At 71.7% G+C, this 26,591-nt stretch carries 29 protein-coding genes; 13 read left to right on the top strand and 16 right to left on the bottom strand.

Going from position 1 to position 26,591, the window contains the following annotated elements; translation table 11 throughout:
* Position 1 precedes the first annotated feature (1 nt).
* Both bcsS and ASF28_RS02750 read right to left on the bottom strand, forming a co-directional pair.
* Entirely contained in the window at positions 2-778 is a 777-nt protein-coding gene (gene bcsS / locus ASF28_RS02755) for a cellulose biosynthesis protein BcsS (RefSeq protein WP_056087324.1), read from the bottom strand.
* A gap of 240 nt (positions 779-1,018) precedes the next feature.
* The gene (locus tag ASF28_RS02750) at positions 1,019-3,472 is read right to left on the bottom strand and encodes a response regulator (protein WP_056087322.1); all 2,454 of its coding nucleotides are present in this window, start codon (positions 3,470-3,472) and stop codon (positions 1,019-1,021) included.
* Between the two features lie 215 nt (positions 3,473-3,687).
* Between ASF28_RS02750 and ASF28_RS02745 the strand changes: the two genes are divergently transcribed.
* Positions 3,688-4,731, top strand: a complete 1,044-nt coding sequence (locus ASF28_RS02745) for a zinc ribbon domain-containing protein (RefSeq protein ID WP_056087319.1) — start codon at positions 3,688-3,690, stop codon at positions 4,729-4,731.
* A gap of 12 nt (positions 4,732-4,743) precedes the next feature.
* On the opposite strand, the gene ASF28_RS02740 is transcribed toward ASF28_RS02745, so the two are convergent.
* Complete coding sequence (locus ASF28_RS02740; protein ID WP_056087316.1) at positions 4,744-5,574, bottom strand: 3-keto-5-aminohexanoate cleavage protein; 831 nt, start codon at positions 5,572-5,574, stop codon at positions 4,744-4,746.
* 258 nt (positions 5,575-5,832) lie between these two features.
* Here ASF28_RS02740 and hemP point away from each other — a divergent pair, with 258 nt between their 5' ends.
* The 5 genes from hemP (at position 5,833) to ASF28_RS02715 (ending at position 11,158) form a co-directional block, all read left to right on the top strand.
* The gene (hemP, locus tag ASF28_RS02735; protein ID WP_082476109.1) at positions 5,833-6,045 is read left to right on the top strand and encodes a hemin uptake protein HemP; all 213 of its coding nucleotides are present in this window, start codon (positions 5,833-5,835) and stop codon (positions 6,043-6,045) included.
* Positions 6,042-6,923, top strand: coding sequence for a heme/hemin ABC transporter substrate-binding protein (locus tag ASF28_RS02730; RefSeq protein ID WP_056087312.1), 882 nt, complete (start codon positions 6,042-6,044; stop codon positions 6,921-6,923). The genes hemP and ASF28_RS02730 overlap by 4 nt, the downstream gene beginning before the upstream one ends.
* Before the next feature lie 61 nt (positions 6,924-6,984).
* Positions 6,985-8,004, top strand: coding sequence for a FecCD family ABC transporter permease (locus ASF28_RS02725; RefSeq protein ID WP_443189723.1), 1,020 nt, complete (start codon positions 6,985-6,987; stop codon positions 8,002-8,004).
* The gene (locus ASF28_RS02720; RefSeq protein WP_056087310.1) at positions 7,997-8,821 is read left to right on the top strand and encodes a heme ABC transporter ATP-binding protein; all 825 of its coding nucleotides are present in this window, start codon (positions 7,997-7,999) and stop codon (positions 8,819-8,821) included. Before ASF28_RS02725 ends, ASF28_RS02720 begins: the two co-directional genes overlap by 8 nt.
* A gap of 183 nt (positions 8,822-9,004) precedes the next feature.
* Positions 9,005-11,158, top strand: coding sequence for a TonB-dependent hemoglobin/transferrin/lactoferrin family receptor (locus ASF28_RS02715; RefSeq protein ID WP_056087308.1), 2,154 nt, complete (start codon positions 9,005-9,007; stop codon positions 11,156-11,158).
* A 10-nt stretch (positions 11,159-11,168) separates the two neighbouring features.
* On the opposite strand, the gene ASF28_RS02710 is transcribed toward ASF28_RS02715, so the two are convergent.
* Both ASF28_RS02710 and ASF28_RS02705 read right to left on the bottom strand, forming a co-directional pair.
* Positions 11,169-11,567 carry a VOC family protein gene (locus ASF28_RS02710; protein WP_056087304.1) on the bottom strand — a complete coding sequence of 133 codons (399 nt, stop codon included), beginning with the start codon at positions 11,565-11,567 and terminating at the stop codon, positions 11,169-11,171.
* 139 nt (positions 11,568-11,706) lie between these two features.
* Positions 11,707-12,012, bottom strand: a complete 306-nt coding sequence (locus ASF28_RS02705) for a hypothetical protein (RefSeq protein ID WP_056087301.1) — start codon at positions 12,010-12,012, stop codon at positions 11,707-11,709.
* Positions 12,013-12,136: 124 nt separating this feature from the next.
* Between ASF28_RS02705 and ASF28_RS02700 the strand changes: the two genes are divergently transcribed.
* Both ASF28_RS02700 and ASF28_RS02695 read left to right on the top strand, forming a co-directional pair.
* Positions 12,137-12,424 carry a hypothetical protein gene (locus ASF28_RS02700; RefSeq protein ID WP_056087298.1) on the top strand — a complete coding sequence of 96 codons (288 nt, stop codon included), beginning with the start codon at positions 12,137-12,139 and terminating at the stop codon, positions 12,422-12,424.
* A 60-nt stretch (positions 12,425-12,484) separates the two neighbouring features.
* Positions 12,485-12,835 carry a 4-fold beta flower protein gene (locus tag ASF28_RS02695; protein ID WP_056087295.1) on the top strand — a complete coding sequence of 117 codons (351 nt, stop codon included), beginning with the start codon at positions 12,485-12,487 and terminating at the stop codon, positions 12,833-12,835.
* A gap of 19 nt (positions 12,836-12,854) precedes the next feature.
* On the opposite strand, the gene ASF28_RS02690 is transcribed toward ASF28_RS02695, so the two are convergent.
* From ASF28_RS02690 to ASF28_RS02660, 8 genes are all read right to left on the bottom strand, one after another.
* Positions 12,855-13,229, bottom strand: coding sequence for a YciI family protein (locus ASF28_RS02690; RefSeq protein WP_056087292.1), 375 nt, complete (start codon positions 13,227-13,229; stop codon positions 12,855-12,857).
* A 396-nt stretch (positions 13,230-13,625) separates the two neighbouring features.
* Positions 13,626-13,877, bottom strand: coding sequence for a hypothetical protein (locus ASF28_RS02685; protein ID WP_056087289.1), 252 nt, complete (start codon positions 13,875-13,877; stop codon positions 13,626-13,628).
* 4 nt (positions 13,878-13,881) lie between these two features.
* Positions 13,882-14,220: a hypothetical protein gene (locus ASF28_RS02680; RefSeq protein ID WP_056087287.1), complete on the bottom strand. Its 339-nt coding sequence runs from the start codon at positions 14,218-14,220 to the stop codon at positions 13,882-13,884.
* Positions 14,221-14,272: 52 nt separating this feature from the next.
* On the bottom strand, positions 14,273-15,526 hold the full coding sequence (locus tag ASF28_RS02675; protein ID WP_056087283.1) for a DUF2254 domain-containing protein: 1,254 nt from the start codon (positions 15,524-15,526) through the stop codon (positions 14,273-14,275).
* Between the two features lie 114 nt (positions 15,527-15,640).
* The gene (gene cysK, locus ASF28_RS02670; protein WP_056087281.1) at positions 15,641-16,615 is read right to left on the bottom strand and encodes a cysteine synthase A; all 975 of its coding nucleotides are present in this window, start codon (positions 16,613-16,615) and stop codon (positions 15,641-15,643) included.
* Between the two features lie 135 nt (positions 16,616-16,750).
* Positions 16,751-17,875 carry a glycosyltransferase gene (locus ASF28_RS02665; RefSeq protein WP_056087278.1) on the bottom strand — a complete coding sequence of 375 codons (1,125 nt, stop codon included), beginning with the start codon at positions 17,873-17,875 and terminating at the stop codon, positions 16,751-16,753.
* A 52-nt stretch (positions 17,876-17,927) separates the two neighbouring features.
* Positions 17,928-18,101, bottom strand: a complete 174-nt coding sequence (locus ASF28_RS22150) for a hypothetical protein (protein WP_157085284.1) — start codon at positions 18,099-18,101, stop codon at positions 17,928-17,930.
* Between the two features lie 142 nt (positions 18,102-18,243).
* Positions 18,244-18,747, bottom strand: a complete 504-nt coding sequence (locus tag ASF28_RS02660) for an META domain-containing protein (RefSeq protein WP_056087276.1) — start codon at positions 18,745-18,747, stop codon at positions 18,244-18,246.
* Between the two features lie 287 nt (positions 18,748-19,034).
* On the opposite strand from ASF28_RS02660, the gene ASF28_RS02655 reads away from it, so the two are divergent.
* A complete protein-coding gene (locus ASF28_RS02655; protein WP_244474867.1) occupies positions 19,035-19,385 on the top strand; it encodes a helix-turn-helix domain-containing protein in 351 nt (116 codons plus the stop codon).
* A 3-nt stretch (positions 19,386-19,388) separates the two neighbouring features.
* Here the strand turns inward: ASF28_RS02655 and ASF28_RS02650 are convergent, their stop codons facing one another.
* The 3 genes from ASF28_RS02650 to ASF28_RS02640 are packed head-to-tail and all read right to left on the bottom strand — an operon-like array spanning position 19,389 to position 22,924.
* On the bottom strand, positions 19,389-20,720 hold the full coding sequence (locus ASF28_RS02650) for a Fic family protein (RefSeq protein WP_244474866.1): 1,332 nt from the start codon (positions 20,718-20,720) through the stop codon (positions 19,389-19,391).
* 30 nt (positions 20,721-20,750) lie between these two features.
* On the bottom strand, positions 20,751-21,971 hold the full coding sequence (locus tag ASF28_RS02645) for an NAD(P)/FAD-dependent oxidoreductase (RefSeq protein ID WP_056087270.1): 1,221 nt from the start codon (positions 21,969-21,971) through the stop codon (positions 20,751-20,753).
* Positions 21,968-22,924 (bottom strand): LysR family transcriptional regulator, encoded by a 957-nt coding sequence (locus ASF28_RS02640; RefSeq protein ID WP_056087266.1) that lies wholly within the window; start codon positions 22,922-22,924, stop codon positions 21,968-21,970. Before ASF28_RS02640 ends, ASF28_RS02645 begins: the two co-directional genes overlap by 4 nt.
* Before the next feature lie 190 nt (positions 22,925-23,114).
* Between ASF28_RS02640 and ASF28_RS02635 the strand changes: the two genes are divergently transcribed.
* From ASF28_RS02635 to ASF28_RS02620, 4 genes are all read left to right on the top strand, one after another.
* On the top strand, positions 23,115-24,173 hold the full coding sequence (locus tag ASF28_RS02635) for a class 1 fructose-bisphosphatase (protein ID WP_056087264.1): 1,059 nt from the start codon (positions 23,115-23,117) through the stop codon (positions 24,171-24,173).
* Positions 24,174-24,196: 23 nt separating this feature from the next.
* Entirely contained in the window at positions 24,197-25,057 is an 861-nt protein-coding gene (locus tag ASF28_RS02630; protein ID WP_056087262.1) for a phosphoribulokinase, read from the top strand.
* A gap of 72 nt (positions 25,058-25,129) precedes the next feature.
* Positions 25,130-25,807: a ribulose-phosphate 3-epimerase gene (rpe, locus tag ASF28_RS02625; protein WP_056087258.1), complete on the top strand. Its 678-nt coding sequence runs from the start codon at positions 25,130-25,132 to the stop codon at positions 25,805-25,807.
* Positions 25,801-26,559, top strand: a complete 759-nt coding sequence (locus ASF28_RS02620) for an HAD-IA family hydrolase (RefSeq protein WP_056087255.1) — start codon at positions 25,801-25,803, stop codon at positions 26,557-26,559. Before rpe ends, ASF28_RS02620 begins: the two co-directional genes overlap by 7 nt.
* The last annotated feature ends 32 nt before the right edge of the window (positions 26,560-26,591 follow it).

Raw genomic sequence — 26,591 nt, 5'->3', positions numbered from 1 at the left:
CCTAGAACTGCATGCGGGCCTCGAGGCTCGAATAGTACCCGCTGCCCTGGATGCGGTCCTGGACGAAGCCCGCCGCCACCGACATGGCCACGGGACCGAAGCGGAGGCCGGTGAGGTGCGCGCCGATGCGGTACTGGCGGAAGAAGTCGTCGCCGAGGAACAGCGCCTCGGGGCCGAGATAGACGCCGTCGGCGACCATGTATCCGGCCCGCACGCGCGAGTAGTAGGCGTTGAACTTGGTCGAGTACGAGCCGTAGGCCGAGACCATGGTCCGGTCCGTGGGCGTCGCGTAGAAGTTGGCCGCGACCTTGAGGCCGACGCCGGTGCCGACGACGGGGTTGCCCGGATCGGCGATGGAGAGCTGGTTGCTGCGGACGTTGAAGCCGAGATAGCCGGCCAGGGCCGCATCGGCCCAGATCCACTCGTAGCCGATGAGGCCCGCGCCCTCCTGCTGGTAGCCGGTGACCCGCTGGGCGACGCCCTGGCCGGGATAGGAGTAGGTGCCCGCCGTGCCGTCGATGCGCACGCGCGGACCGCTCTGGGTCAGGGTGCCGGCGGCCGCGATGGTCCCGGTCACCGAGCCGAAGGCAGAGCTGTTGGAGGTGACGCTGGTGGAGCCGTCCACGGCGACGCGCCAGCTGTCGTCGATGCCCTGCGCCTCGGCCCCCGTGTACCATTCGGTGCTGGTGGTGCGGGGATTGGGCAGATCGGCGGAGGCGGCGCTCGTCGGAAACGCGACGAGGATGCCGAGGACGGTCGTGGCCTTCAGGCGATGCATGGATCGAGGCTCGCTCTGTGCTTGCAAAAACTTGGGCTCAGATCCTTGAGAGCCGCACGCACAGATTCATGATCGATGAAGGTTAATATTCGTCCGTAACGAACAGTATTCCGGGGCGTTGTCTGTGCCGCCGTGAGACACCGGTCCGGTTCCCGCCGCCCCGATTCTTGCCGCCTGATCCTTGCCGCCTGATCCTTGGCCGTCCGCATGCGATCCGGCGTGACCCGACCCCGCCCCGGTTCAGGCGGCGCGGGCCATGGGGGCGGCGGCGATGGTCGCCAGCATCGCGGCGAGGTCTTCGGGATGGAACGGCTTGTCCAGCTGCGTGAACCGGCCGGCGGTCCGGGGCAGGTGGCCGTGCGGACCGGCGATGATCACCCGCACCGCCGGATGGTGCTCCACCACCGCGGCGGCGAGCTGAAGGCCGGACATCACCGGCATGGCGTAGTCGGTGATCATCGCGTCGAAGGCGCCCTCGCCCGCGAGTGCCTCGAGGGCGTGGCTCCCTGAGGCGGCCTGGACCACGGTGTGGCCGAGATCGGCCAGGATCTCGGACAGGCAGGCGCGCACGAGGCTGTCGCTCTCGACGAGGAGGATGCGCAGGGGACGCACCGTAATGGGCACGCAAGCGGGCCTTCCCTGCGCCGGCGTCGCTTCGGCGGACGCGGCGCGGGGCGGTTCGGCCGGAAGCCAGATCTCGGCGAGGAAGGGCTGCGTACCGGTTCCGTCCGACTCGATCGCGAGGCGGCCGCCGACGGCTTCCACGAGTTCGGCGACGGCGTCGAGGGGGGGGACCCCGGCGGGCGTCGTGCCGGGGAAAGCATGCGGCATAGCCCGTGCCCGTGCCGGCCGGCCGCTCGCCAGGACGAGCCGCACATGGGGGCCGGCGGCGAGGCCCGGAGGGATCTCCGGGCCGGCCTCGTGGGCGCTGCCCGCCACGGCGAAGCCGTCGAAGCCGCCATCGCGGAAGTGGAAGCCGAGGTTGAGGAGGAGGACCTCGATCGTCGCCTCGCCGCAGCGCACGGCGGGCAGATCGGCCGGCAGCCGGTTCATCACCGGCATGTCCCCCAGCACCTGCGACTGCAGGAACGGGAGGAACGCGGCCACGGTGGCTGCGAGGTCGGCTTCCGCGAGGCTGTGGGTGTCGGTGCGGACGAGGCCGGCCATGCGGCGGGTCAGGCCGGCGCCGCGTGCGGCCCCGGCCAGGGCGGCATCCACCAGCCGCGCCTCGGCCGGGCCGAGGGCATGGCGCCGCTTCAGGATGCCGAGGTTGGCGGTCACCACGGTGAGGGCGTTGTTGACGTCGTGCACGATGCCGTCGGTGACCCGCCGCAGGGTGCCGTCGCGGCGGCGCTCGTTGACGGCGACGGTGGGCTCGTCGCCCTCGCCCATCTCGCGGCTGAGGGCGAGCAGGCGCACGCCGCCTTCGTCGCGGGCCTCGCCGCGCCGGAACCGCACGAGCAGGCGGCGCTCGCCGCCCTCGGGCGCAGCGCGGACGGTGCGCAGGATCACGTCGTGCGGGCCGTCCTCGGCCATGGCGGCCTCCATGGTCAGCCGCATCAGGGATCGGTCGGCCGGCAGGATGCCGTCGATGAGCTCGTTCAATTCGATGGAGCGGTCGCCGCTGAAGGCGGCTTCGCGGCCGGGGTCGGTCCAGATGACCTGCCGGGTCGCGGGGTCGACCTCCCACAGGGTCCAGCCCGACATGGCCTCGAAGGTGCGCAGGCGTGCCCGGACCCGGCCGAGCCCCGTGCGGGCCTCCCGGAGGCCGCGATCCTCGCCCGGTCCGGCGGAGCCCCGGGCCCGTTCGAGGGCGTCGATCTCGGCGATGGGCGCGGCGCCCGTCGCCCCGTGGTCGGTCTCGAGGGGCCGCGCGAGGCGGCGCAGGCGGCGGGCCGGCCGGGCGGCGGCGGCGTATCCCAGTCCGGCGCCGCCGACCATCATGGCGAGGACGAGGAGGGCGAAATTGCGGTCGGGCCGGCGGAACCCCCCTGCGGGAACCGCCATCACCGAGGTCACCGCCCAGCCCGCGCTCGCCAGATCGCGCGAGCCGCCGGTCTGCACCGTGGCCTCGACGGCGGTCTCCGGCAGCGGACGCGGCGGCGTGACACCGGCGAGCAGGACGCCGTCGGCGCCGGTGACGCCGAGGGCGAGGGCAGGTGCCGGGGCCGCCAGGCCGCCGCGCACGCGGGCTTCGAGCTCTTCGAACCAGGCAGGGCCGACCCGCAGGACGAGGTGCTCGCCGCCCAGGGCGACGCTGAGATGGACGGTGCCGCCCTCCGTCGCGATGGCGGTCTCGGCCCCGCGCGCCCGGCGGAACCAGGCTTGTCCGAGCGGGGTGCCGCCGCCGGCCACCCGCACGGTCCCGTCGGACCCCACCAGCATGGCGTCGGCGTAGGCCGGATGCAGGCCGAGCCAGCGGCGCAGGAGATCGGTACGGCGCGCCTCGTCCGGCGCCGCCTCGTGGGCCTGCAGCAGAAGGGCCGCCGAACGGGCGTCGGTCTCGATGGCCTTGAGGCCCTGGTCGATGGCTCCGGCGAGGTTGCGGGCCGCGGTTCGCGCCGTCTCGGCCGCCTCCAGGGCCGGCCGGCCCTCGGGCAGGGCCAGCCATGCGCCGGCGCAGGCCAGACCGGCCACGAGACCGAGCTGCACGCCGTTCACGACCGTCAGCGGAATCCGCAATCTCTCGAACATGCGTGTCCGGTTCCACCTTGTCCGGGCTCGAAGCGTATCCGAGTCGCCCGGTTCCATGGGAGGCCCGAGGATTGAAAGGCGCGTTAACAATCCGACCGGTCGGGGACCGGATCGTGCAATCTTCGGACGGCTCGGCGCCGGAACCTGATACGGGTTTCCGGTCGAGGCGCCGATCGGGTCGGAATCGCCCCGGTTCACGTCTGGGGGATAAGCCGTTGCGATCCAGTTCGAGACTGTCCGAGCGGTGGTTCAATTTCGTCCTCTGGCTCGTGGCCCTCGCCTTCGCGGTGTTCCTCATCGGCCTCGGCGCCCTCGTCGTCGGGGACCTGCCGCAGGTCGAGCATCGCTTCACCCTCGCGCAGTTCCTCGACAAGGACGCGGCGCAGGCATCCACCGACGCCCTGAAGCGGATCCGCCGGGAGCAGGACGACGTCCGGCGCCAGGCCGAGCAGGCGCAGCTCGCCCTCGACGCGGCGCGCTCCGCCTCCGAAGCGGCGCGGGAGACCTTCGCGAACTGGCTCAAGACTCGGGACGCCACCCAGCGCGTCGATCAGGACCCGGCCCTCGTCGCCCGCACGGAGGGGCTCGACGCCCTGAAGGCGGCGGAGCGCGCGGTGGAGGAGCGCCTCGAAGGGCTGAGCCGGTCCGGCCTGGACCTCTCCGAACGCGAGAGCGCGCAGGACGGCATCGAGGCGGAGCTGCGGGCGGCGGGCCAGCAGAAGCTCGACGCGGCCGAGGCCGGCCAGGAATTGCGGGTCTTCGGCTACCGCCTCGCCCTCACCCTGCCGCTCCTGGCGCTCGCCGGATGGCTGCTGGCGAAGCGCCGGCACACCCGCAACTGGCCCTTCGTCTGGGGCTTCGCCTTCGCCGCGGCCTTCGCGTTCTTCGTCGAGCTGGTGCCCTACCTGCCGAGCTACGGCGGCTACGTGCATTACGGCGTCGGCGTCCTCGCGACGTTCTTCGTCGGGCGCGGGGCGATCAATGCGCTCCACGCCTACAACGAACGGCAGAAGGCGGCCGAGGCGCGGCCCGACGCGGAACGCCGGACGGAGATCGCCACGGACCAGGCCCTGCAGCGCCTGGCGAAGAAGGTCTGTCCCGGCTGCGAGCGGCCCATCGACCTCGCCAACCCGGCGGCGAATTACTGCCCCCATTGCGGCATCGGCGTCTTCGAGCGCTGCCCTTCCTGCGAGCATCGCAAGAGCACCTTCGAGCGGTTCTGCTACGCCTGCGGCACGCCGGGGCCCAATCCCGCCTGACCGGGGGCCGGATCAGCCGGCCAGCCCCAGTACGGCGCGGGCCTCGGCGGGCGTGGCGACCCGCCGGCCGTGCCCCGCGACCGCCGCCACGGCGAGGCCCACCAGTTCGGCGTTGCTCGCGGCGAGCCGGGTTCTCGTGATGCGGATGTTGTCCTCGAGCCCGGTGCGGACGGCGTCGGCGCCGCGGGCCAGGGCCCAGTCCATCACCGGCGCCTGATGGCGGCCGATGCCGGCCGCCGTCCACGTCGCCCTCGGCAGCACGCGCCGCAATTCGGCGAGCAGGAGGTCGAGGAGGTGTTCCTCGGCCGGCATGGCGTTGTGCACGCCGAGGACGAACTGGACGTGGGGCCGGTCGTCCATCAGCCCGGCCTCTACGAGGCGCCGGGCGCCGTGCAGGTGCGAGAGGTCGAAGATCTCGATCTCGGGCCGCGTGCCGACGCGCTGCATCTGTGCGGCGAGATCCTGCACCAGGGTGGCGTGGTTCTCGTACACGATGGTGGGGAAGTTGACCGACCCCGTCGACAGGGAAGCCATGTCCGGCGCGTGCCGGAGCGACAGGCCGCGGCTCGCCGGATCGCGCCCGCGCCCGCCGGTGGAGAACTGCACGATCATGCCCGGGCAGTGCGTGCGCAGGCCCGCCTGCACGGCGGCGAACCGGTCGGGATCGGAGGACGGACTCTCGTCGTCGTTGCGGACGTGGATATGGGCCAACGTCGCGCCGGCCTCGTAGGCGGCGTGGGTCGATTCGATCTGCTCGGCCACCGTGACGGGCAAAGCCGGGTTGTCGGCCTTGCGCGGCACGGAGCCGGTGATCGCGACGGCGACGACGACGGGTGGGCTCATGGCGTTTGTCTCCCGCGCTTGGTGTCAGATCGGGTTTTCCCCGGTCCGATCGTTGCGTGTCACCCCTCCAACGTCCAGGGGCGCACGGCCGTTCTGCGCCCATCCTCCCGACCGGTCGAGCCGCATCGCCGGCCCGGTCGACGAAAACGCCTTTGTCTCGTCTGGCATCCAATTGGGAAGGTCTTTATGGTGATGGGACCGCATCGGTACTTTGGATCGATCGTAGAGATGCCGATGACGACTTGGAATTATTACAATATGTCCGACGTGAGCGAGCGTGGCCGGGGCGATCCCATGCGGGAACCGGCGTCGGGCCCCCTGAGCGTGACACGCGATGCTTCCGCGGCGCCGGAGGGCGGCATCCCCTCGGCGGTCCTCCTGCAGGGCCGCCGCGAGATCGTCATCCTGCATGCGGGCGCGCTCTACCGCCTCCGGGTGACCGCCAACGACAAGCTGATCCTCACCAAATGACCGCGCTCCGCCATCTGTCCCCCTCACGGCGCGCCGTGCTGGCGGGCGCCCTGGGCTGCGCCCTGGCCCCGCCCGCCCGCGCGGCCGCCGCCACCCGCATCGCCTCCCTCGGCGGGGCCGTCACGGAGATCCTGTGGCGCCTCGGCGCCGGCCCCCGCATCGCCATCGTCGACACCACCAGCGTCTATCCGGCCGAGGTGCTGCGCGAGCGGCCCAATGCCGGCTATCTCCGGGCCCTCTCGGCCGAGGGTCTGCTCTCCGTCGGGCCAGATCTCGTCATCGCCGCCGAGGGCGCCGGTCCGCCCGCCGTGCTGGCCCTGCTGCGGGAGGCCGGCGTCCCCGTGGAGCTGGTCCGCGAGCCGCCCACCGCCGAGGGGGTGCTGGACAAGATCGCCACCGTGGGCCGCCTCGCGGGACTGGAGGCGCCGGCCGCCGACCTCGGCCGCACGGTCGCCGACCGGTTCGCCGCCCTCGGCCGGCAGCGCGCCCGCGTGGTGCGGCCGGTCCGCGCCCTCGTGGTGCTGTCGCAGACCGGCGGCCGCGTCATGGTCGGCGGCCGGGGCAGCACGGCGGACGGCATCCTGGCCCTGGCCGGTCTCGTCAACGCGGCGGACGGGATCGAGGGCTTCAAGCCCATCACCGACGAGGCCATCGTCGGCGCCGCCCCGGACGCCGTGATCATGATGACCACGGATGGAAAGAGTCCCACCCCCGAGGCGGTGTTCGCGAGCGGGACGGCGCTCGGCCAGACGCCGGCCGCCGCCCGGCGTGCCCTCGTCGCCATGGACGGCCTCACCCTCCTGGGCTTCGGGCCCCGGACCCCGGAGGCGGCGGGCGAGCTCATGCGGGCGGTCTACCCGGACCTGCCGCGTGACTGACGGTCCCGCGCCGGGCCGGCCCGGCGCTACCATCACCCCTTCGCCGGGCCGGCCCGGCGCCATCGTCTTCGCGGGACTCGGCGGCCTGCTCGTCCTCGCCGTCCTGCTCTCCCTCGGTCTCGGGGCGGTGCGGATCGCACCGGGCCGCATCCTCGACATCCTCACCCCTGGTACGGTTGAGCCGGGCTTGGCCCGCGATGCCCTCGTGGTGCTCAACATCCGCCTGCCACGCACCCTGCTCGGACTCATGGTCGGCGCCGGCCTCGCCGTGTCGGGCGCCCTCATGCAGGGCCTTTTCCGCAATCCCCTCGCCGACCCGGCCCTCGTCGGCGTCTCGGCGGGGTCGGGCCTCGCCGCCACGACGGTGATCGTCCTCGGCGACCGGCTTCTGGCCGGGGCGGGCCTGCCGGGACCGGTGCCCTACGCCGCACTCCCCGTCGCGGCCTTCCTCGGCGGGCTCACGGTGACCCTCGGGCTCTACCGGATCGCCACGCGGGCCGGCCGCACCTCCGTCGCCACCCTGCTGCTGGCGGGAATCGCGCTCGGGGCCCTCAGCGGAGCGCTGACGGGCCTCCTCGTCTATGCCAGCGACGACCGGCAGCTGCGCGACCTCACCTTCTGGTCCCTCGGGAGCCTCGGCGGCGCCACCTGGACCAAGGTGGGGGCGACGGCGCCGGCCCTGCTGCCCGTCCTCGTCCTCGTGCCCTTCCTCGGCCGGGGCCTCAACGCCCTGGTGCTCGGCGAGGCCGAGGCGTTTCACCTCGGGGTGGCGGTGGAGCGATTGAAGCGCCTCGCCATCCTCCTCGTCGCCGTGGCGGTGGGGGCCGGCGTCGCGGCGAGCGGGGTGATCGGCTTCGTCGGCCTCGTCGTGCCGCACGCCCTGCGCCTCGTCATCGGCCCGGACCACCGCCGGCTGCTCCCGGCGAGCGCGCTCCTCGGGGCCGCCTTCCTGGTGCTGGCGGACGTCGCCGCGCGCCTCGTCGTCGCGCCGGCCGAACTGCCCATCGGCATCGTCACCGCCTTCGTCGGCGCGCCGGTCTTCCTGTGGCTGCTGCTGGGTCGCGGGCGAGGCGATGTCTGAGCCCGCGCTCCTCGTCGCCCGCGACCTCACCTACGCCACGGGCGGCAGGCGGCTCGTGGACGGGGTCTCGTTCGAGGCCCGGCCCGGCACGCTGCAGATCATCGTCGGTCCGAACGGAGCCGGCAAGTCCACGCTCCTGAAGCTGCTCAGCGGAGAGCTCAACCCCACCCACGGCACCGTCGCGTATGCGGGCGAGCCGGTGGCGGCGATTCCACCCTGGCGGCTCGCGGCCCTGCGCGCCGTGCTGCCCCAGGCCGCCCACCTCGCGTTTCCGTTCTCCGCCGCGGAAGTCGCCCGGATCGGCCTCGACGGCATCGGCCGCGGCCTCGGCCGGCGCGACCGTGAAACCATCCTGGCCGAGGCCCTCGCCCGCGCCGACGCGACCCACCTCGCCGCCCGCGCCTACCCGACCCTCTCGGGCGGCGAGCAGGCGCGGGTGCAGTTCGCCCGGGTGCTGTGCCAGCTCGCCGCCGGCCGGACCCTCGCCGAAGGGCAGGTGCTGCTCCTCGACGAGCCGACCGCCAGCCTCGATCTCCGCCACCAGGGCGCGCTCCTCGACGCCGCCGGGGACCTCGCCCGCCGGGGTGCGGCCGTGATCGCGATCCTGCACGACCTGAACCTCGCCGCCGCCTACGCCGACGCCATGCTGGTGCTGGCGGACGGCCGCCTCGTCGCCCATGGTCCCCCGGCCGAGGTCATGCGCGATGGCCTCATCGCACGGGTCTTCGGCGTGTCGTGGCCCGTCGGCCGGGTTCCGGAGGGGGAACAGCCCTTCCTCCTGCCTCGTCGGACTGTTGCGGGCCGGCAACGTTCCTGATCGATGACTTGGGAAATCTGGAACGTCTTCAGGAACGTGCGACGTTAGATTGGAGTCGCGATAATCTAGGCTGTTCCCCCTGCCGTTGACCCTCCGCCATCCGGCGCGACAGGTGGGAATCAGCCAGCCAGCCCTTCGCCAGCCAGCCAATCCTGTTCGACTGTGCTTCTGGCGGATGCGTCCATGTCCCGATCGTCCCACCGCGCCTGGCTGGCGCTCGGCGCCTCGTTCCTCGCCGTGTCCGTGGCCCAGGCCCAAACGCGGGCCCCAACCGCGCCGCCGGTCCGTCCGGTCCCGGCCGCGGCCGATGTCAGCCTCGACACCATCTCGGTCACCTCGACCAAGACCCCGGGCAGCGCCGTCGATGCCCTCTCGGGCACGAGCGTGGTGACGCGCGAGCAGATCGAGCGCATCCAGCCGAGCCGCCTGTCGGACGTCCTGCGCGACGTGCCGGGCGTGACCACGCAGGAGAACCAGAACGATCCGGCCCAGGCGATCAACATCCGCGGCCTGCAGGATTTCGGCCGCGTCAACGTCCTCGTCGACGGCGCGCGCCAGGACTTCCAGACCTCGGGCCACAGCGCCAACGGGGTGTTCTACCTCGATCCGGAACTCGTCGGCGGCGTCGACATCACCCGGGGGCCGACCGCCACCATCTACGGCTCGGGCGCCATCGGCGGCGTCGCCGCCTTCCGCACCCGCTCCATCGACGACATCCTCGCCCCCGACGAGAAAGCCGGCGCCGTACAGAAGCAGGGTTTTGGGACCAACGGCCAGAAGTTCATCAACTCGACGGCGCTCGGCGCCCGCATCGGCACGGCGGCGGATGTGTTCGGACAGTTCGTGTTCCGCAACAACGGGCCGTACCGCGACGGCCTCGGCATCCCGGTGCGCGACACCGGCAACGAACTCAGCTCGGGGCTGGCCAAGTTCAACCTCCGGCCCGCCGACGGCCACGAACTCGGCGGCACGGCGCTGCTGCAGCGCTTCGATTTCGCCAATGCGGGCACCAGCAATGCCGGCGCCCGCTTCGCCAACGCGGTGCAGGCCGACACGTATACGCTGGGCTACCGCTTCGCCCGGCCGGATGTCCCGCTGATCGATTTCAGCATCAAGGGCTACACCACCACCACGCACAACGACCTGACCTTCCTGCAGGACACGGCGAGCGGCCTCTACGGCCGCCTCGGCACGCGGGCGGGCGACCGGATCACCTACGACATCGGCACCACGGGCTTCGACGTCCACAACACCGCGCGCTTCGACACCTGGGCGCTCAGCCACGCCGTCACGGCCGGCGGCGATTTCGTCCGCAACGACGTCCGCACCACCGACAACGCCGGCGGGTTCGGCGGCGCGTTCACGCCGTCCGGCCGGCGCAGCCTCGCCGGCGCCTTCGTGCAGGACGAGATCCGCTACGCCGGATGGCTCCGGGTGATCGGGGCCCTGCGCTACGACACCTACGACCTGTCGGGCGGCGCCTTCCGCTCCAGCGGCGACCGGGTCTCGCCGAAGATCACCGTCGGCGTCTCGCCGTTGCCCGGCATCGAGGTCTACGGCACCTACGCCGAGGGCTACCGCGCGCCCTCGACCACCGAGACCCTGGTCCAGGGCATCCACCCGTTCCCGGCCTTCAGCATCCTGCCGAACCCGACCCTGCGCCCCGAGGTCGCCCGCACGGTGGAGGGCGGCGTCAACCTGAAATACGACGAGGTGTTCGCGCCGGGCGACGTGGTCCGGGCGAAGGTCAACGTCTTTCAGAACGCGATCGACGACTTCATCAACATCCAGGCGGTGGGGCCGACCTACTTCGTGCCGGCCATCGCCGGCATTCCGGCCTCGGCCTGCGCCCGGATTCCGGGGCGCTTCCCCTGCGTCATCCCGGTCCAGTCGTTCCAGTACCTCAACATCGCCCGGGCCGAGTTGTCGGGCGTGGAACTCGAAGGCGCTTACGATTGGGGCCGCGGCTTCGTCTCCCTGGCCGCCACCCACACGGAGGGTCGCGACCGGGCCACGCGCCAGAGCCTGATCACCGTGCCGCCGGACCGGATCAGCACCACCCTGGGCCTGCGCTTCCTCGACGGGCGCCTGACGGTGGGCACCCGCCTGAACCTCGTCGATGCCCGCACCGACGTGCCCGCCGGCGCCACCATCCTGGCGACCAAGGCCTACGCCCTGGTGGATGTCTTCGCCTCCTACCGCGTCAACGACCGGATCAAGGCGGACTTCATCCTGCAGAACGCCTTCGACAAGCGCTACACCCAGTACCTCAACGCCCTGCCCAATCCCGGCCTCGTCGCCAAGGCGGCGATCAGCATCGCGTTCGCCACGCGGTGAGGCGGGCGGATCAGGGGGCGTCGGAGCGCTGCAGGAACTCGATGCGGACGGCGTCCGGCCCCTCGATGAAGAGGACCCGCAGTCCGGCGCGCACGTCGGTGATGCCGGAGACGATGGTGGCGTTGCGGCGGCGCAGATCCGCGTGGGTCGCCTCGATGTCTTCGACGGCAAGACCGATGTGCTCGATGCCGAGGTGCGGCGCCTGCGCCGACGGCGCGAGGCCGTCCGGCGCCTGCTCGATGAACAGGGTCAGGCCGCCGATGTCGAGGATCACCCGGCTCACCGGCACACCCTCGCGGCCGATCTCCCGTGCGCCGAGGATCTCCACGTAGAAGGCCCCGGCGGCGACGGCATCGCGGCTGCGCAGGTGGACATGGTCGCAGCGGTAGCGTGTCCGAGGGATCGTCATGGTCCGGCTTCTCCGTGGAGCGGCGAGGGTAGACCGGAACCGCTCGGCCCGGCCACGCCCTTCGCGTGACGGGGTCGATCGACGGCAGGCCCGCGCCCGGCCGGGGACGAGCCCCCGACGGGCCCTGGCACGCTGACTCTTACCGGTTGCCCAGGGACGGGCCGCCGGAGGTGCCGCCGGTTCCGGGCGGACCGCTGGTGGGCGTGCCGCCGACGTTCACCCCGGGGGTGCTGCCGGGGACCGAGGACGGGCTCGGATTGCCGACCACGTTCGGCGCGGGGCGCAGGCTCGGCTCCTTGGACTGGAGCTCCTCGTCGGGGGCCATGGACGGGGTCGTCACGCCGGTGTTGCCGGCGCCCCCCGTCGGCGCCAGCGTCTGGGCGAAGGCCGGACCGGCCAGGGACAGGCCGAGGGCGGTGGCGAGGATCAGGGCTTTACGCGTCATGGGGCGGTCCGTTGGGTGAGGGGTCGTCAGGCAACAGCCGAGCGACCCGGGAGTTCATTGCGCGCGGCGCGCCCGATCCCAGCTTCCGGTTGTCGGTCCCGCCCCGGCCTGCCATGGTCGCGCCATGGCCCATTCCACACCCCAACGCTACACCGCCGCCGAACTCGTCGAGGAACTGCGCGAGGCGGCCGAAGAGATCGTCCCCGAACTCAACGGCATCCGCGCCGAGGAAACCCTGGAGGGCGAGGCGGCCCAGATGATCGAGGAGATGGTGGACGCCCTGAAGCGCATCGCCGCCGGCGCGCCGCGGCCCCAGGATCTGGCCCGCATCGCCCTCGAAGCCAACACGCCGCTCAAGCCGTTCGGCCGCCCCAAGAACACCGTCGTGAAGATGCAGAAGCCCCGTCGCTAGGGTCCGGCACGGCGTTCGTTCGGTTTCACCACAATCGTCACCAAGGCAGGGAGTCGCGAAATGATCGAATTTTTTGATCGAGAGGGTCGTGAGACCGCGTTCTGTCGCGACGGACACTCGGTTTATCTCTGGAACGGCACGCCGGCGGCGTTCATCGACGACGATCAGGTGTTCGCCTATTCCGGCCGCTTCATCGGCGTGGCCAAGGACGGCTGGATCTGGGACGAGAACGGCGGGCGGCTCCTGTTCGAGTTCGACGCCGTCGGCGGACCGGCCAAGCCCAAGCGCCAGACGAAGACGGCCGCCGGACCACGGCTCGCGAACCCGGCGCGGGGCGTGCCCGATCGGATGCCCACGCGGCCAGCACCGTCGCCCGCCTGGTCTGGCCGCTCCTTCGCCGACCTGATCTGAACCCGGCCGCGTCCGTCCGTCAGTCCGTCGACGCGGCCAGGAAATCGGCCTCCTCGAACAGGGGGCGGATCTCGATCTCGCTCGGTCCGGGCATGGGATTGGGGCAGCGCTTGACCCAGGCCACCGCCTCGTCGAGGTCGGCCACGTTCCAGATCCAGAACCCCGCGAGGAGACCGTCCGTGTCCCCGAACGGGCCTTCGGTCACCGACCGCTCCGGCCCGTCGAAGGCCACCCGCCGCCCACGCGCGGACGGGTGCAGCCCATCGCCCGAGAGCAGGATGCCGGCCTGGATCAGGTCCGTGTTGAACTGACCCATGGCCTGAAGCAGCTCCAGGGACGGCATGAGGCCCGCCTCGCTGTCGGCGGTGGCCTTGACCAGGATCATCACACGCATCGATCGCTCCTCGCCGGGACGTTTCGGACGGTTCCGCATGCAGGCTAGAGTATTCGTCAGAAAAGCGAAATCCGGTTTTTGGAGCGGACGGGTGCGAGAGTACGTGGATGCAAGACCGTGGGCCGGTCGTTCCGGGATGATCTGACGTATCGGGCCGGAACGACCACGCCTGATCTGGTCCCGCTGGCGGATCGGCGGATCTCTACGCCAGGGCGATCGGCAATGCTTCGACGGGCCGCCGGGCCGGCCGGATGCGAGGTCCGAAGCGATCATGGAGGAGGGGACGCGCTTCCGGACGGCGCGCGCCGTACCAGGGTCGAACAGGAGGCGGTCCGTTTCACGTCGCCCCGCGAGACGCGCCCGCCCCATCGGGCGGGCGCCGGGCAGTCCCAAGGGTCAGGAGCGCTTGCGGTCGGATTGCCCGTCCGACGAGCCGCCGACGGGGGCGGGGTTGCGGCCGGGGGGTGCCCCGTCCTTGTCCCAGTCCGCCTTGCGGTCGTGATCGGTCTGGCCGCCGGCACCCATGTCGGTGATGGCGGATTGGTCGGCGGTGTGGCCGCCGCCGGCGACGGCGGGCTCGCCCGGCGTGCCGACATCGTCGTCGGGCTTGCGGGTGGCGGCGTCGGTGGGATTGGTCTTGTCGGCCATGGCGTCAGGCGTCCCCATCGGTCCCGACGGGGGCGGTCGCCCGGTCGATGGCCTCGGCGGCGGCGCCCTTCGGACCCCCGGTCTTCTGCGCGGCGTCGCCGATGCGGCGCAGGTTCTCCGGGGGCGTCTCGGCCTCGGTGGCGTCGGTGGCGTCGGAGCCCGGGGTGCCGGAGGCGATGCGGGCGGTCTCGGCTTCGCCGGAGGGGTCGCTCTTGAGGTCGCCCTGCGTGCGGGCGGGCAGGCCGATGTCGCGGGCGTTGTCCTGGCCGAGATCCTGGCCGTTGCGGTCGGCGTAGGCGTCGAAATCCTTGAGCGAGGGGCGTTCGCGGGGCGCGTCGGTCATGGGTGTCCTCCGTGGTTGTGAGGACAACGGCGCCTGAGCCCGCCCGGTTGCTTCAGTCCGGACGGCCGAGATCGTCGCGGGCCGCCCGCAGGACCGCGAGATCGGCCGGGATGGACAGCACCGCTTCCGCCCGCACGAGGGCGAGGTCGGCGTGATGCCGCGCCGCGCGGGCGAACTCCGCGTCACCGATCGCGTGCAGGGCCGAAAGGGCCTTCTGCAGGCGCAGGCCGACCACCACCGTGCCGGCCCCGTCGCGGGCGATGGGGGCGAACGCGTCCTCGAACAGCTCGTCCGTCGTGATGCCGGGCACGCGCAGGCGCGGGTGGAGGGGCGCCGCCGGGGCCATGGCCCGTCGCTCGCTCCACAGGGCGAGGACGCGCACCAGGGCTCCGAGCACGTCCACGACGGTGCCGGGATCGTTGATGGCGCTCGACAGCCCCCGGGAGGCCACCTCCGTGAGGACGATGACACCGAAGCGTGGATCGTCGTCGAAGGTGCGGCGGCCCCCGATGACGAAGGCGGCGGCGAGGCGCGTCCGCGTCTCCGCGTCGGTGGGGCCGTCGACCTCCGCCAGCAGGCGGCCGGCGTGGACGAAGCGGCCCGGCAGCGCGGCGACGTGTACGGTGAGCCCGTCCGCCTCGGCGACGGCTTGCAGGCCGGCGGCGTCGACATGCTGGACGTAGCCCGTGTCTGCCGCCACGATCCGGGTGGCCCCGGCGGGGGCTGGGCACCAGGGCAGGCCGCCGAGATGGGGCGCGTCCGCCCGCCGCCGGATGGCGTCGCACGCGGCGGCCTCGATGGCGTCGATGGTCTCCCCGACGCGACCGAGATGTGACAGGGTGTCGATCCAGCGCACCAGCGTCACCACCACCAGGGCAATGACGAGGAGGGTGAGGCCGAACAGGATCACGCGGCCCTGCTCGCCGTAGATATGCGTCTTGAGGGCGATGAGGCCGACGACGCCGTAGACGAAGGCGCCGATGAAGCTGCCCACCGCCGTCTGGGCGCGGGTGTCCTCCATCAGCAGGGTCACGGCCCGCGGGGTCGCGGTGTTGGTGGCGCCGCCATAGGCCTGGACCAGGGTGGCGAGGGAGAACGTCGCCACTGGCAGCATGCTGGTGGCGAGCAGCGAGAGGATCTGATCGACGGCGTCGGCGCCGATGGACTTGCCGAGGTCGGGCGGGATCAGGGGAGCGAGCAGGGCCGAAGCCAGGGCCGCGCCGACACCCGCCACGCTGAACAGGGCGACGCGCACCCATGGGCGGCGGGCGCCGCGCCGCAGACGATAGAACACCGTGGAAGCCAAGAAATCACGCTGCTTTCGGTCGCGGGGCCGGTGGGCCCGGACGGGTCGCTCGACCGGAACCGGCGGGCGGGACGCGGGGCCGGTGCGAGCCGGCCGCGCCCCGCCCGCGGGCGATCAGATCCCCTCGAACAGGGCCGACGAGATGTAGCGCTCGGCGAACGAGCAGGCGACGGTGACGATGCGCTTGCCCTTGAACTCCGGGCGGGCGGCGAGTTCGAGGGCGGCGGCGACGTTGCCGCCCGTGGAGATGCCGCCGGGAATGCCCTCGAGCTTGGCGAGCAGGCGGGCGGTGTCGAAGGCGGTCTGGTTCGAGACGGTGATCACCTCGTCGATGACGGAGCGGTCGAGGTTGTCCGGGATGAAGCCGGCGCCGATGCCCTGGATCTTGTGGGGGCCGGGCTGGCCGCCGGAGATGACGGGCGAATCCGTCGGCTCCACGGCCACGACCTTGAGGCCGGGCAGGCGCGGCTTGAGGACCGAGCCGACGCCCGTGATGGTGCCGCCGGTGCCGACCCCCGCCACGAAGGCGTCGAGCTGGCCCTGCGTGTCGTTCCAGATCTCCTCGGCCGTGGTCTTGCGGTGGATCTCGGGGTTGGCCGGGTTCGAGAATTGCTGGGGCATGATCGCGCCCGGGATCTCGGCGATGAGCTCCTCGGCCTTGGCGATGGCGCCCTTCATGCCCTGGGGGCCGGGGGTGAGGGCGAGCTCGGCACCGAGGAAGGCCAGCATCTTGCGGCGCTCCAGGGACATGGTCTCGGGCATGACCAGGATGAGGCGGTAGCCCCGCGCCGCCGCCACGAAGGCGAGCGCGATGCCGGTGTTGCCGGAGGTCGGCTCCACCAGGGTGCCGCCGGGCTTCAGCTTGCCCGAGGCCTCGAGGGCGTCGATCATGTTGACGCCGATGCGGTCCTTGACGCTGGCGATGGGGTTGAAGAACTCGAGCTTCAGCAGGATCTCGGCGTCGATCCCGCGCTCCTTGGTGATGCGGTTCAGGCGCACCAGGGGCGTGTTGCCGATGGTTTCGGTGATGGAGCCGAAGATATGGCCGTGGCCGGGCGTGCGGACGGGGCTCTGGGTGGACTCGGCCATGGGAATCTCCTGTCGCGGGCGTTTCGGTGTCGGGCCGGGAGATATCGCGTCGACGGGAGCGAGGCAATCGGCAACAGCCTGCGCGCAAAGGGAAATCTTCTCCCTCGCCAGGGTTTCATTCCGGGCCTGGAAACTTCATGTCGCCCGGCGGGCCGAAGGGGGAATTTCATTCTCCAGGCCCGCGCCCGCCCCGCGCCAGGCGGCCAGGAACCGCTCGGCCATGGCCCCGACGCCGTAGGTCGACTCGATTCGCGCCCGGGCCGCGAGGCCCGCCGCCCGGCGGACCGGCGGCGGCAGGGCCGCGACGCCGGCGAGGGCGTCGGCGAGGGCGGCCGGATCGCGGGGCGGCACGAGGCGGCCGAGACCGCCGAGGATCGCGCCGGCATCGCCCACGGATGTCGCCACCGGCATCAGCCCGGCGGCCATGCCTTCGGCCACGGCATTGGAAAACCCCTCGCCGAAGGCCGAGGACGACACGGCGATGTCCCCGGCGGCCTGGATGCGGGCGAAGTCGTCGCGCCGGCCGAGCGCCAGGGCGTTCCCCGGCAGGGCGAGGCCCCGCGTCCCCTCGCCGGCGAGGAGGAACCGCAGGTCCGGCAGGCGCGCCGCGGCGGCCAGGAGGGTGGCGTGGTCCTTCATCGGATCGAGGCGGGCGGCGTGGACCGCCACCACGGCGTCGTCGGGCAGGCCGAGTTCCCGGCGCAGGGCCGCGCGGGCGGCGGGATCGGGCCGGAATCGGGCCGTGTCGATGCCGTTGGGGATGACGGCGAGGCGGCGCGGGCGGTAGCCCTCGGCCCGGTGGAAATCCGCCCCCGCCTGGCTGTTCGACACGACGAGGCCGGGCCAGCCGGACAGGCGCCGGCCGATGGCGAGGAGCCGGCCGTAGCGGGCGTGATCGATGTCGGAGTTGCGCAGGCCCCAGGCCAGGAGGGTTCCGCGCGGTGCGCCGGCGAGGCGGTGCGCGCCGGCGGCGAACAGGTCGCCGTGGTAGAGCCAGCCCTGGATCACCGCCGGACGGAGGGACCGGATCAGGCGGGCGAGGCGGATGAGCGCGAGGGCGGACCCGGCGGCCCCGCGCGGGGCGAGGCGGTGGACGGTGACGCCGAGGCGCTCCAGGGCGGCGGCGTTGGGCCCGTCGCCGGTCAGGCTCACCACGTGCTGGGGCATGCTCGCCGCCGTCAGGGCGCCGCACAGGGCGACCAGCATGGTCTCGGCCCCGCCCGTGCGCAGGCCGGAGATGACGTGGAGGGCGGGCCGCACGGCGTCAGGCGGGGCGGATCACGCCCGCACGGGCCTCAGGCCCGCACGGGCCTCAGGCCCGCAGGAGGGCGGCGCACAGGACGGCGAGGGTGGCGAAGGCTCCGCTCGCCGAAGCGATGACGAGGGCACTCGGATGCGGGCCGGACAGGAAGGTGTAGCGGGTGTCCTCACGTGCGCCGTGCCGCAAGCCCTGGCTGCCGGTCGTCCATTCCAGTCGCGTTCCCATGGGGTTCCCCGTGCCTGCCATGGGGGGCAGCAGGCGCCGGGGGCGTTGAACGAGGGGTAAACCCGGGCCGGGGAGTCCGGATCGTCCTCAATACCGGCTTAACGCGAAGGCGGCGAAAACCCGCGCGGAGAACGGGCGACGATCAGAGAGCCCGGTCGAAGCGCAACTCGCCCTTCTGGCTCTTGATGACGAGCTGCGAACCGACGAGGTCCCACTGGCCGGCCGTGCGGAGCGCGATGAAGAAATCCTGCTCGCTGGCGCCGAGGCCCTTGTCGCAGGGCTTCTTGGTCAGGGCGAGGGGGCCGACGGCGAGGTGCTGGTCCTTCAGCGGGAAGGCCGTCGCCGCGAAGGTGTTGCAGCCGCCGTAGCCGCGGGCGCGGTACTGCTTGTCGACGATGAAGCTCGGCCGGTCGTTGCCGCTGAACACCTTGCCGTTGAGGCTGATGGCGGTCCAGGTCGCGTCGAGGGGGAAGATCTTCTCCTGCGCCTTGGCGCCGGGGACGTACTGCTTCTTCTCCGGCTTCTCGCGGGCGTCCTTGCCGAAGCCGGTGACGTTGCCGCCCATCTGGGCCTGCACCCGCGTCGCGGTGGTGACCGCAAGGGCCGCGATGGCACCGGCCATTGCGGCGATCAGGATCGCTCTCATCCTCGGGGCCCTTCTCAAGTTCAAGCGCGCACGCGCCGCGTCGGTGGACGTAGTTCGCCCGCTTCCCGTGGGGACTGCGCGGCGCGAAAGCGCGCGAGACCTGTCGCGGAGCGAGCCTGCGCCAGGGCCAATCGGATAAGATTCCAGCACAAATATGGTCAAGGCCCCGTGAAGGGCGTTTTCCGGCCGTCCACCGGCCATCGCACCGGTTCGGGTTGAACGGAAGCCGCATATCCTCCGTTGTCGGGTCAGGCATCAGGGCCGGAACAGCGGATGGAGGCACCACGGTGACGGGATCGGACGAGGGCGGGGCGAGCGGCATGAATTCGAGCGGCATGAATTCGAGTGGCATGAATCCGAACACCATGAGTCCGGCGCAGTCGCGCGCGGCCCGCGCGCTCCTCGACTGGTCGTCGGGCGACCTCGCCGCCAAGGTCGGCCTCGGCGAGGATGTGGTGACGGGCTTCGAAGCGGGGACGGGCGACCTCGCCTCCGGCCAGATCGAGGCCCTGCGCAGCGCCCTGATGAATGCGGGCGTGGTGTTCGCCGAGGACGGCTCGGCCGGTGTCCGCCTGAGCGGCCGGGGCGGCGACGAGGGCACCCGCCTCGGCGCCCTGACCACGGAGAACGATCGCTGACGGTCAGGACGCGGCTCGGCCTCCGAGCCTGAAGGCCGGGGGCTCGGGCGCGTCGATCCAGTGATCCGCGAAGAGATTGGGGAAGAGTCGATCCCGGTAGTCCAGGGGAAAGGCGACGCGCACCGGTGATTTCGGGGTGCCCGATTTCAGAAATCCCCCGGCCACCAACCGGGACACCACGGTGCGTGCGGTGCGCTCCGAAGTACCCAGGAGGAAAGATGCTTTGCCGCGCTCCATCTCGCCGTAGCGGATGACGGTCGAAACGAGGTCGCCGGACCGTGCGTCGTATCCGAGGTCGGCAAGGAGTTTCCGATAGCGGGACTCCAGCGTGTCGAGCCTGAAGGCCGCTGCGGTGAACTGGATCTGATCGAGGACGACGGATAGGAACCATTCGCAGAACTCGCGCAACGCGGCCTCCGAGAGGTTTCCGCGACCATCGCGTGAGCCTTGGCGCGGCGTATCGGCATGGTCCATCATCCGCTTGTATTCGTTCCTCTCCTTGAGCCCGCGCGCCAAGCCACGGGAGATCGACCAGAGACCGCCCGCGCCGATGCCGGACTTCAAAGCCATGGCGTGCGAGACGAGGCGGCTCACGCGACCGTTCCCGTCGATGAAGGGATGGATGTAATTCAGCCGATGGTGGGCCGCCGCCATCGCGATGAGCCGGACACTCGGCCACGCCTCAGCCATGCCGAAGCGTCCGGCGAAGTAATCCATGAAGGGGGCGACGACCTCGGACGAGGGCGGATGGTGTCGTCCGACAACCACGTCCTCATCGGGTCGGCTGCGGAAGGCGCCCGGCACGACCGCGCCGGTCCGTCCGCCGGGAAGGCCGACGGTTCTGAACGTGTCGGGCATCGCCTCGTAGAAGCGACGGTGCGCCCATTGAATGAACGCGGTGGAGGTGGGCGAAGCAAGCTTGCCGGCAAGGTACAGGGCATCGATCTCACGGTGGACCTCGACATGTGCGCGGGCCTCCAGGGCCAGGGGGCGCCGGGTCTCGTCCAGTTCCGCCCCGGCCAAGGCCCGCTCGATGTCCTTGGGTCGGGTGTCGTGTCCCTCGATCAGATTCGAGTAGTAGCAGTTCATCACGCGCACGAACTCGGCGAGTTCGGAGGCCGCATGGGGATGCAGACCCCGCCCAAGATCGGCGGCGGCGGCGTGGATGCTCGTGGTGAGATCGGCCAAGCCCCGCGGGATGTCGTTCTCGTAGAAGCACGGCTCGATCCGGAACGGTGTCTCTAGAACCCCCGTCATCCTGCCGATCTCCACGAGACAGAAAATCCTTGTCTCACCGTGCGTTGTTCGTCGCATCGGCACAAGGTTGCCGATCATGCCTGCCGATTGTCTTCGCCCGGACGAGCGTCAGCGTCCCGTCGCCAGGGCCTTGAGATCGTGGCCCGGGTCCGCCGCGTCCTCCGGGCTCAGGGCGCGGCCCTGCGCGAGGATGCGCCGGGCGGCCATGTGGTCGCCGGGGCGGTCCACCGTCTCGACGGCGGACAGGCGGCCGTCGCGGAACCGGAACACGCAGAGCCCCGCCGGAAGCGGTCGGACGACGGCCAGGTCCGACGGGGTGGCGAGACCGGCGATCTGAAGCTTGTGCGGGCCCTGGTCGCTCCAGAACCACGGCACCGCGTCGTAGGCGGCGGGCCGACCGGCGAGGCGGGCGGCGAGGCAGCGGCCCTGGTCGAGGGCGTTCTGCACGGATTCGATCCGGACGGGCGCACCGTCGGCGAAGCGGCTCGGGGCCCGGGCGCAATCGCCGATGGCGGAGACGGCGGGGTCGTCGGTGGCGAGGAACGCATCGACCAGGATGCCGTCTCCGACCGCGAGGCCGGCCGCCTCGGCCAGCTCCTGGTTCGGCACCACGCCGATGCCGACGAGGACGAGGTCGGCCGCGATGGCGGTGCCGTCGCTCAGATGGACGGCCTCGGCCCGCTCCGCCCCCGCGACGGCGACGACGCCCGACCCGAAGACGAAACGGATGCCGGCGGCCCCGTGCGCGTGGACGAAGAACGCGCCCGTGTCGGTCGAGACCGCCCGCGCCATCGGCCGGTCGGCCGCCTCGATCACCGTGACGGCGAGGCCGCGCGCGGCACAGATGCCGGCGAATTCGAGTCCGATGAAGCCGGCCCCGACGATGGCGACGGCGCGCGCTTCGCCGAGGGCCGCCTTCAGCGCGTCGGCGTCCGCGCGGCCGCGCAGCTGGAACACGCCGGGCCGGTCCGCCCCCGGCACCGGCAGCACCCGGTTGCGCGCGCCCGTGGCGAGGACGAGGTGCTCGTAGGCCACGGCCTCCCCGCCCGCGCAGAGCAGGCGCCGTCCGGGCCGGTCGATGGACGCGACCCGCAGGGAGGGGCGGTGGCGGATGTGGTGGTCGGAGAAGTACGCGGCCGGACGCAGTTCGAGGCCGGCCGCGTCGGTCCTGCCCGCGAGGTAGGCCTTCGACAGGGGCGGGCGCTGATAGGGAAGGTCCGCCTCGTCGCCGATCAGCGTGACGGGATCGGCGTAGCCGGCCTCGCGCAGGGAGGCGGCGAGCTGGAAGCCGGCTTGGCCGGCGCCCACCACCACCACGCCGGCGCTCACGCCTCGAACTCCGCGGTCACCGCCGAGACCCGGTGGGCCAGGGCGAGCTGGGGCAGCCAGCGCCCGCCATCCTTGACCACGTAGTCCCAGCACGCGGCGGCGGCGGGGCCCAGCACCTTGTCGGCCCGGCGCACGGCGTACCAGTCGCGCCGGATCGGCAGGCCGTCGACCTCGAGGAGGATGAGGCGGCCGCTCCCGAGCTCCGCCGCCACCGTGTGGGCCGAGATGAGGGCGATGCCGAGCCCCGCCATCACCGCCTGCTTGATGGTCTCGTTGGAGCCCGCATCGATGCCGAGGCGCGCCCGCTTGATCATGATGCCGTTCATGAATTCCTCGAACACCGTGCGGGTGCCCGAGCCCTCCTCGCGCACGAGGAAGGATTCCTGGGCCAGATCCTCGCGGGTCAACCGGGTCCGGCCGGCGAAGGGGTGGCTCGGGGCGGCGACGATGACGATGGGATGCACGCCGAAGGTCTCGGCCTCGATGGCGAAATCCCGCGGCGGCCGGCCCATGATGGCGAAATCGATCTCGTAGTTGCGCAGGGCCTCGACCATGGTGCCGCGATTGCCCACCGCGAGGTTGATCTCCACGGCCGGATGCGTGCCGACGAACCCGGAAATGATGCCGGGCGCGAAATATTTCGCGGTGGAGACCACACCCATGGCGACCCGCCCGCCGGCGCCGCCCTTCAGGGTTTCCAGGCGGTCGGCACAGGTTTCCAGCACGGTGTTGATGCTGTCGATGGCCCACAGCATCTCCCGGCCCGCATCCGTGGGCCGGAGGCCCGTGGGCGTCCGGTCGAACAAGAGCAGGCCCGCCTCCTCCTCCAGCTGGCGGATGCGGGCATAGAGGGCGGCGGAGGTGACGTTGAGTTCCTGAGCCGCTCGGGTCATCGTGCCCAGGCGGGCGACGGCCGCGACGGCCTGGAGCTGTTTCAGGGACAGGTTGCGCATGGGCTGGTTTTAGTTTTTTTGGAACCGCCCGCAAGTTTTTTCAAATTCCTTGTTTCATGGGGACGCGCCGTCTGGCGCTCCGGTTGCGCCAGGCCCTATCGTGGTCAGGTCCTGTCGTGGCAAGGAGACGGGCGCGCGAAGCGGGCGGTGGCCCGCGTGCGGATGATGAGTTTTGAGGGAAGGTGAGCCGATGTCGATGGGGTCTCTGGAGATCGGGTCTCGCCTCGATGCGTGTCTCGCCGCCGCCGTCGCCGCCGATCAGGGTCTGGCCGATGTCGCCAAGGTGATCGAAGCCTGTGCGCGCGCGGCCATCGAGGTAAGCACGGTGATCGGGCGCGGGGCCCTCGCCGGCGACCTCGCCGCGCAGGGCGAGCAGAACAGCGACGGCGACGTCCAGAAATTCCTCGACGTCTTCGCCCACGAGCGCTTCACCGAGGCCCTGCGCGGGGCGCCGGTGTCGGAGGTCGCCTCGGAGGAGGCGGAGGGGGTGATGCTCCTCAACTCCGGCGCGCCCCTCGCCGTCGCCATCGACCCCCTCGACGGCTCGTCGAACATCGGCGTCAACATGGCGGTGGGCTCGATCTTCGGCATCCGCCCCACGGCCTCGACGCCGGAGAATCCCCTCGGCTCGTTCACGGGTCCGGGCACGCTGCAGCTCGCTGCCGGCTTCGTCACCTACGGCCCGGCCACCTCCCTGGTGCTGACCCTGGGCCAGGGCACGCAGACCTACACCCTCGACCGGGCGGAGGGCGTCTTCCGCCTCACCCACCCGCGCATGGAGGTGGTGGCCGCGGCCAAGGAATACGCCATCAACGCGTCCAACGCCCGCCACTGGGACACCCCCGTGAAGGCCTACATCGAGGATTGCCTGCGCGGCGCGGAAGGCCCCCTGGACAAGGACTTCAACATGCGCTGGCTCGGCTCCCTCGTGTCCGACGCCCAGCGCGTGCTCCTGCGCGGCGGCGTGTTCCTGTACCCGGGCGACAACCGCAAGGGCTACGCGCAGGGGCGCCTGCGCCTCCTCTACGAGGCCGCCCCCATCGCCTTCCTCATGGAGCAGGCGGGGGCCGGCGCCATCGACGGCGAGCGCCGCATCCTCGACATCTGCGCCACCGGCATCCACGAGCGCGTGCCGCTGATCTTCGGCTCGGCCGACGAGGTCGCGTGCGTGGCGAAGTACTATGGCGGCCGCAATCCGGCCGCCGGCCGCTCGCCCCTGTTCGGGCAGCGCGGCCTGATGCGCGGCTAGAGGGGGTCGTCGGGCCAGAACGCATGTCGTCGCGTCATCCCATCATCTCGGTCACGGGCTCGTCGGGGTCGGGCACCACCTCGGTGCGCAACACCTTCGAGCAGATCTTTCGCCGCGAGGACGTGAGCGCCGTCTACATCGAGGGCGACGCGTTCCACGCCCTCGACCGCATCGCCATGCGCAAGGCCATGGCGGCGGAGCCGACGCTGAGTCACTTCGCGCCCCGCGCCAACCTCCTGCCCGAACTCGAAGAGGTTTTTCGCACCTACGCCGAATCGGGCACGGGCCGTACCCGGCACTACGTCCACGACGCCGCCGCGGCGGAACTCTACGGCACGCGGCCCGGCACCTTCACCCCGTGGGAGAGCTTCGCGTCGGGCTCCGACCTGTTGTTCTACGAGGGCCTGCACGGCTGCGTCGTCGACGACAACGTCGATCTCGCCCGCTACGCCGACCTCAAGATCGGCGTCGTGCCGGTGATCAACCTCGAATGGATCCAGAAGCTGCACCGGGACCGCTCGACCCGGGGCTACTCGACGGAGGCCGTCACCGACGTGATCCTGCGGCGGATGCCCGACTACGTGCAGACCATCTGCCCGCAATTCACCTGGACGGACATCAACTTCCAGCGGGTGCCGACCGTGGACACCTCGAACCCGTTCATCGCCCGGTGGATTCCCACCGCCGACGAATCCCTCGTGGTGATCCGGTTCAAGGACCCCAAGGGCATCGACTTCTCCTACCTGATCTCGATGATCCAGGGCTCGTTCATGAGCCGGGCGAACTCCATCGTGATCCCGGGCGGCAAGCTCGATCTCGCCATGCAGCTCATCCTGACCCCGATCATCATGCAACTCGTCGAGCGCAAGCGCCGTATGGCGTAGGAACCGCACCGCCTGGCGTGAGGCGCACGCCGCACGCGTTGAAGGGCGCCGCGCGCCCGAGAGGACAGAACCGTGACCAGCCCGATCATCTCGCCCTCGATCCTCTCGGCGGATTTCGCCCAGCTCGGCGCGGAGGTGCGCGCCGTCTCGGAGGCCGGCGCCGACTGGATCCACCTCGACGTCATGGACGGGCATTTCGTGCCCAACCTCACCTTCGGCCCCGCCGTGGTGAAGGCCCTCAGGCCCCACAGCACCAAGCCGTTCGACGTCCACCTCATGATCGCCCCGGCCGATCCCTACCTCGCCGCCTTCGCCGAGGCCGGGGCCGACACCATCTCGGTCCATGTCGAGGCGGGGCCCCACATCCACCGCTCGCTCCAGACCATCCGGGATCTCGGCAAGCGCGCCGGCATCGCGCTGAATCCCGGCACCCCGGCCGGCGCGGTGGAGCCCCTCCTCGACATGGTCGACCTCGTCCTGGTGATGACGGTCAATCCGGGCTTCGGCGGCCAGAGCTTCATTCCCTCGACCCTGGAGACCATCGCCCGCATCCGCGCCATGGCGGCCGGACGGGCGCTGGATATCGAGGTCGACGGCGGCATCACCCCCGAGACCGTCGGCCTCGCCGCGCGGGTCGGCGCCAACGCGTTCGTGGCCGGCAACGCCGTGTTCAAGGGTGGCCCGGCCGGCTACGCCGACCGCATCGCGGCGATCCGCGCGGGTGCCGGCGGCGAAGCGGTGTCATGCTGAGGGCGCTGATCTTCGACGTCGACGGGACGCTCGCCGAGACCGAGGACCTCCACCGGCAGGCGTTCAACGATGCCTTCGCCGAGATGGACCTGCCCTGGATCTGGAGCTCGGCCTTCTACGCCGACCTCCTGGCCGTGATGGGCGGCAAGGAACGCCTCGCCCACTACGTCGAGACCCACCATGCCGGGGACCTGCCGACCCTGCGTCCGCGCTTGGCCGAGATCCACGACCGCAAGACCCGGATCTACGGCGAGCTGGTGGCAGCCGGGCGCCTCGGCCTGCGTCCGGGCGTCGCCCGCCTCGTCGCCGAGGCCCGCGCCGGAGGGGTGCGCCTGGCCGTGGCCTCCACCACGAGCCGGCCCAACGTCGAAGCCCTGCTGCGCATGAACTTCCCGCGCGGCGACGTGCCGTTCGACGTGATCGCCTGCGGCGACGAGGCCGCCCGCAAGAAGCCGGCGCCCGACGTGTTCGAACTCGCCCTGGCGCGCCTCGGCGTCGCCGCCGCCGAGGCCATCGCGTTCGAGGATTCCGTGGCCGGCATCCGCTCGGCCCTCGATGCCGGGCTGCCGGTCATCGCCACCCGCAGCCGCTACACCGAGACCCACCGCCTCGACGGGGCGTTCTCGGCCCTGTCGGATCTCGGCGAGCCTAGCGCGCCGCACACCCTGCTGTCCGGCATCCCCTGGCCCGGCGGCGCGGTCACCCTCGCGGGCTTGAAGGCGTGGCAGACCCGACGCGAGGCGGGGTCCTAGCGCACCGTCCCTTTTCCGAAAGCCGGCGACCA

The organism is Methylobacterium sp. Leaf99 (assembly GCF_001422375.1).
Taxonomy (GTDB): domain Bacteria; phylum Pseudomonadota; class Alphaproteobacteria; order Rhizobiales; family Beijerinckiaceae; genus Methylobacterium.
Note: the sequence above shows the minus strand (reverse complement) of the source record. Positions and strands in the feature narration are given on the sequence as shown.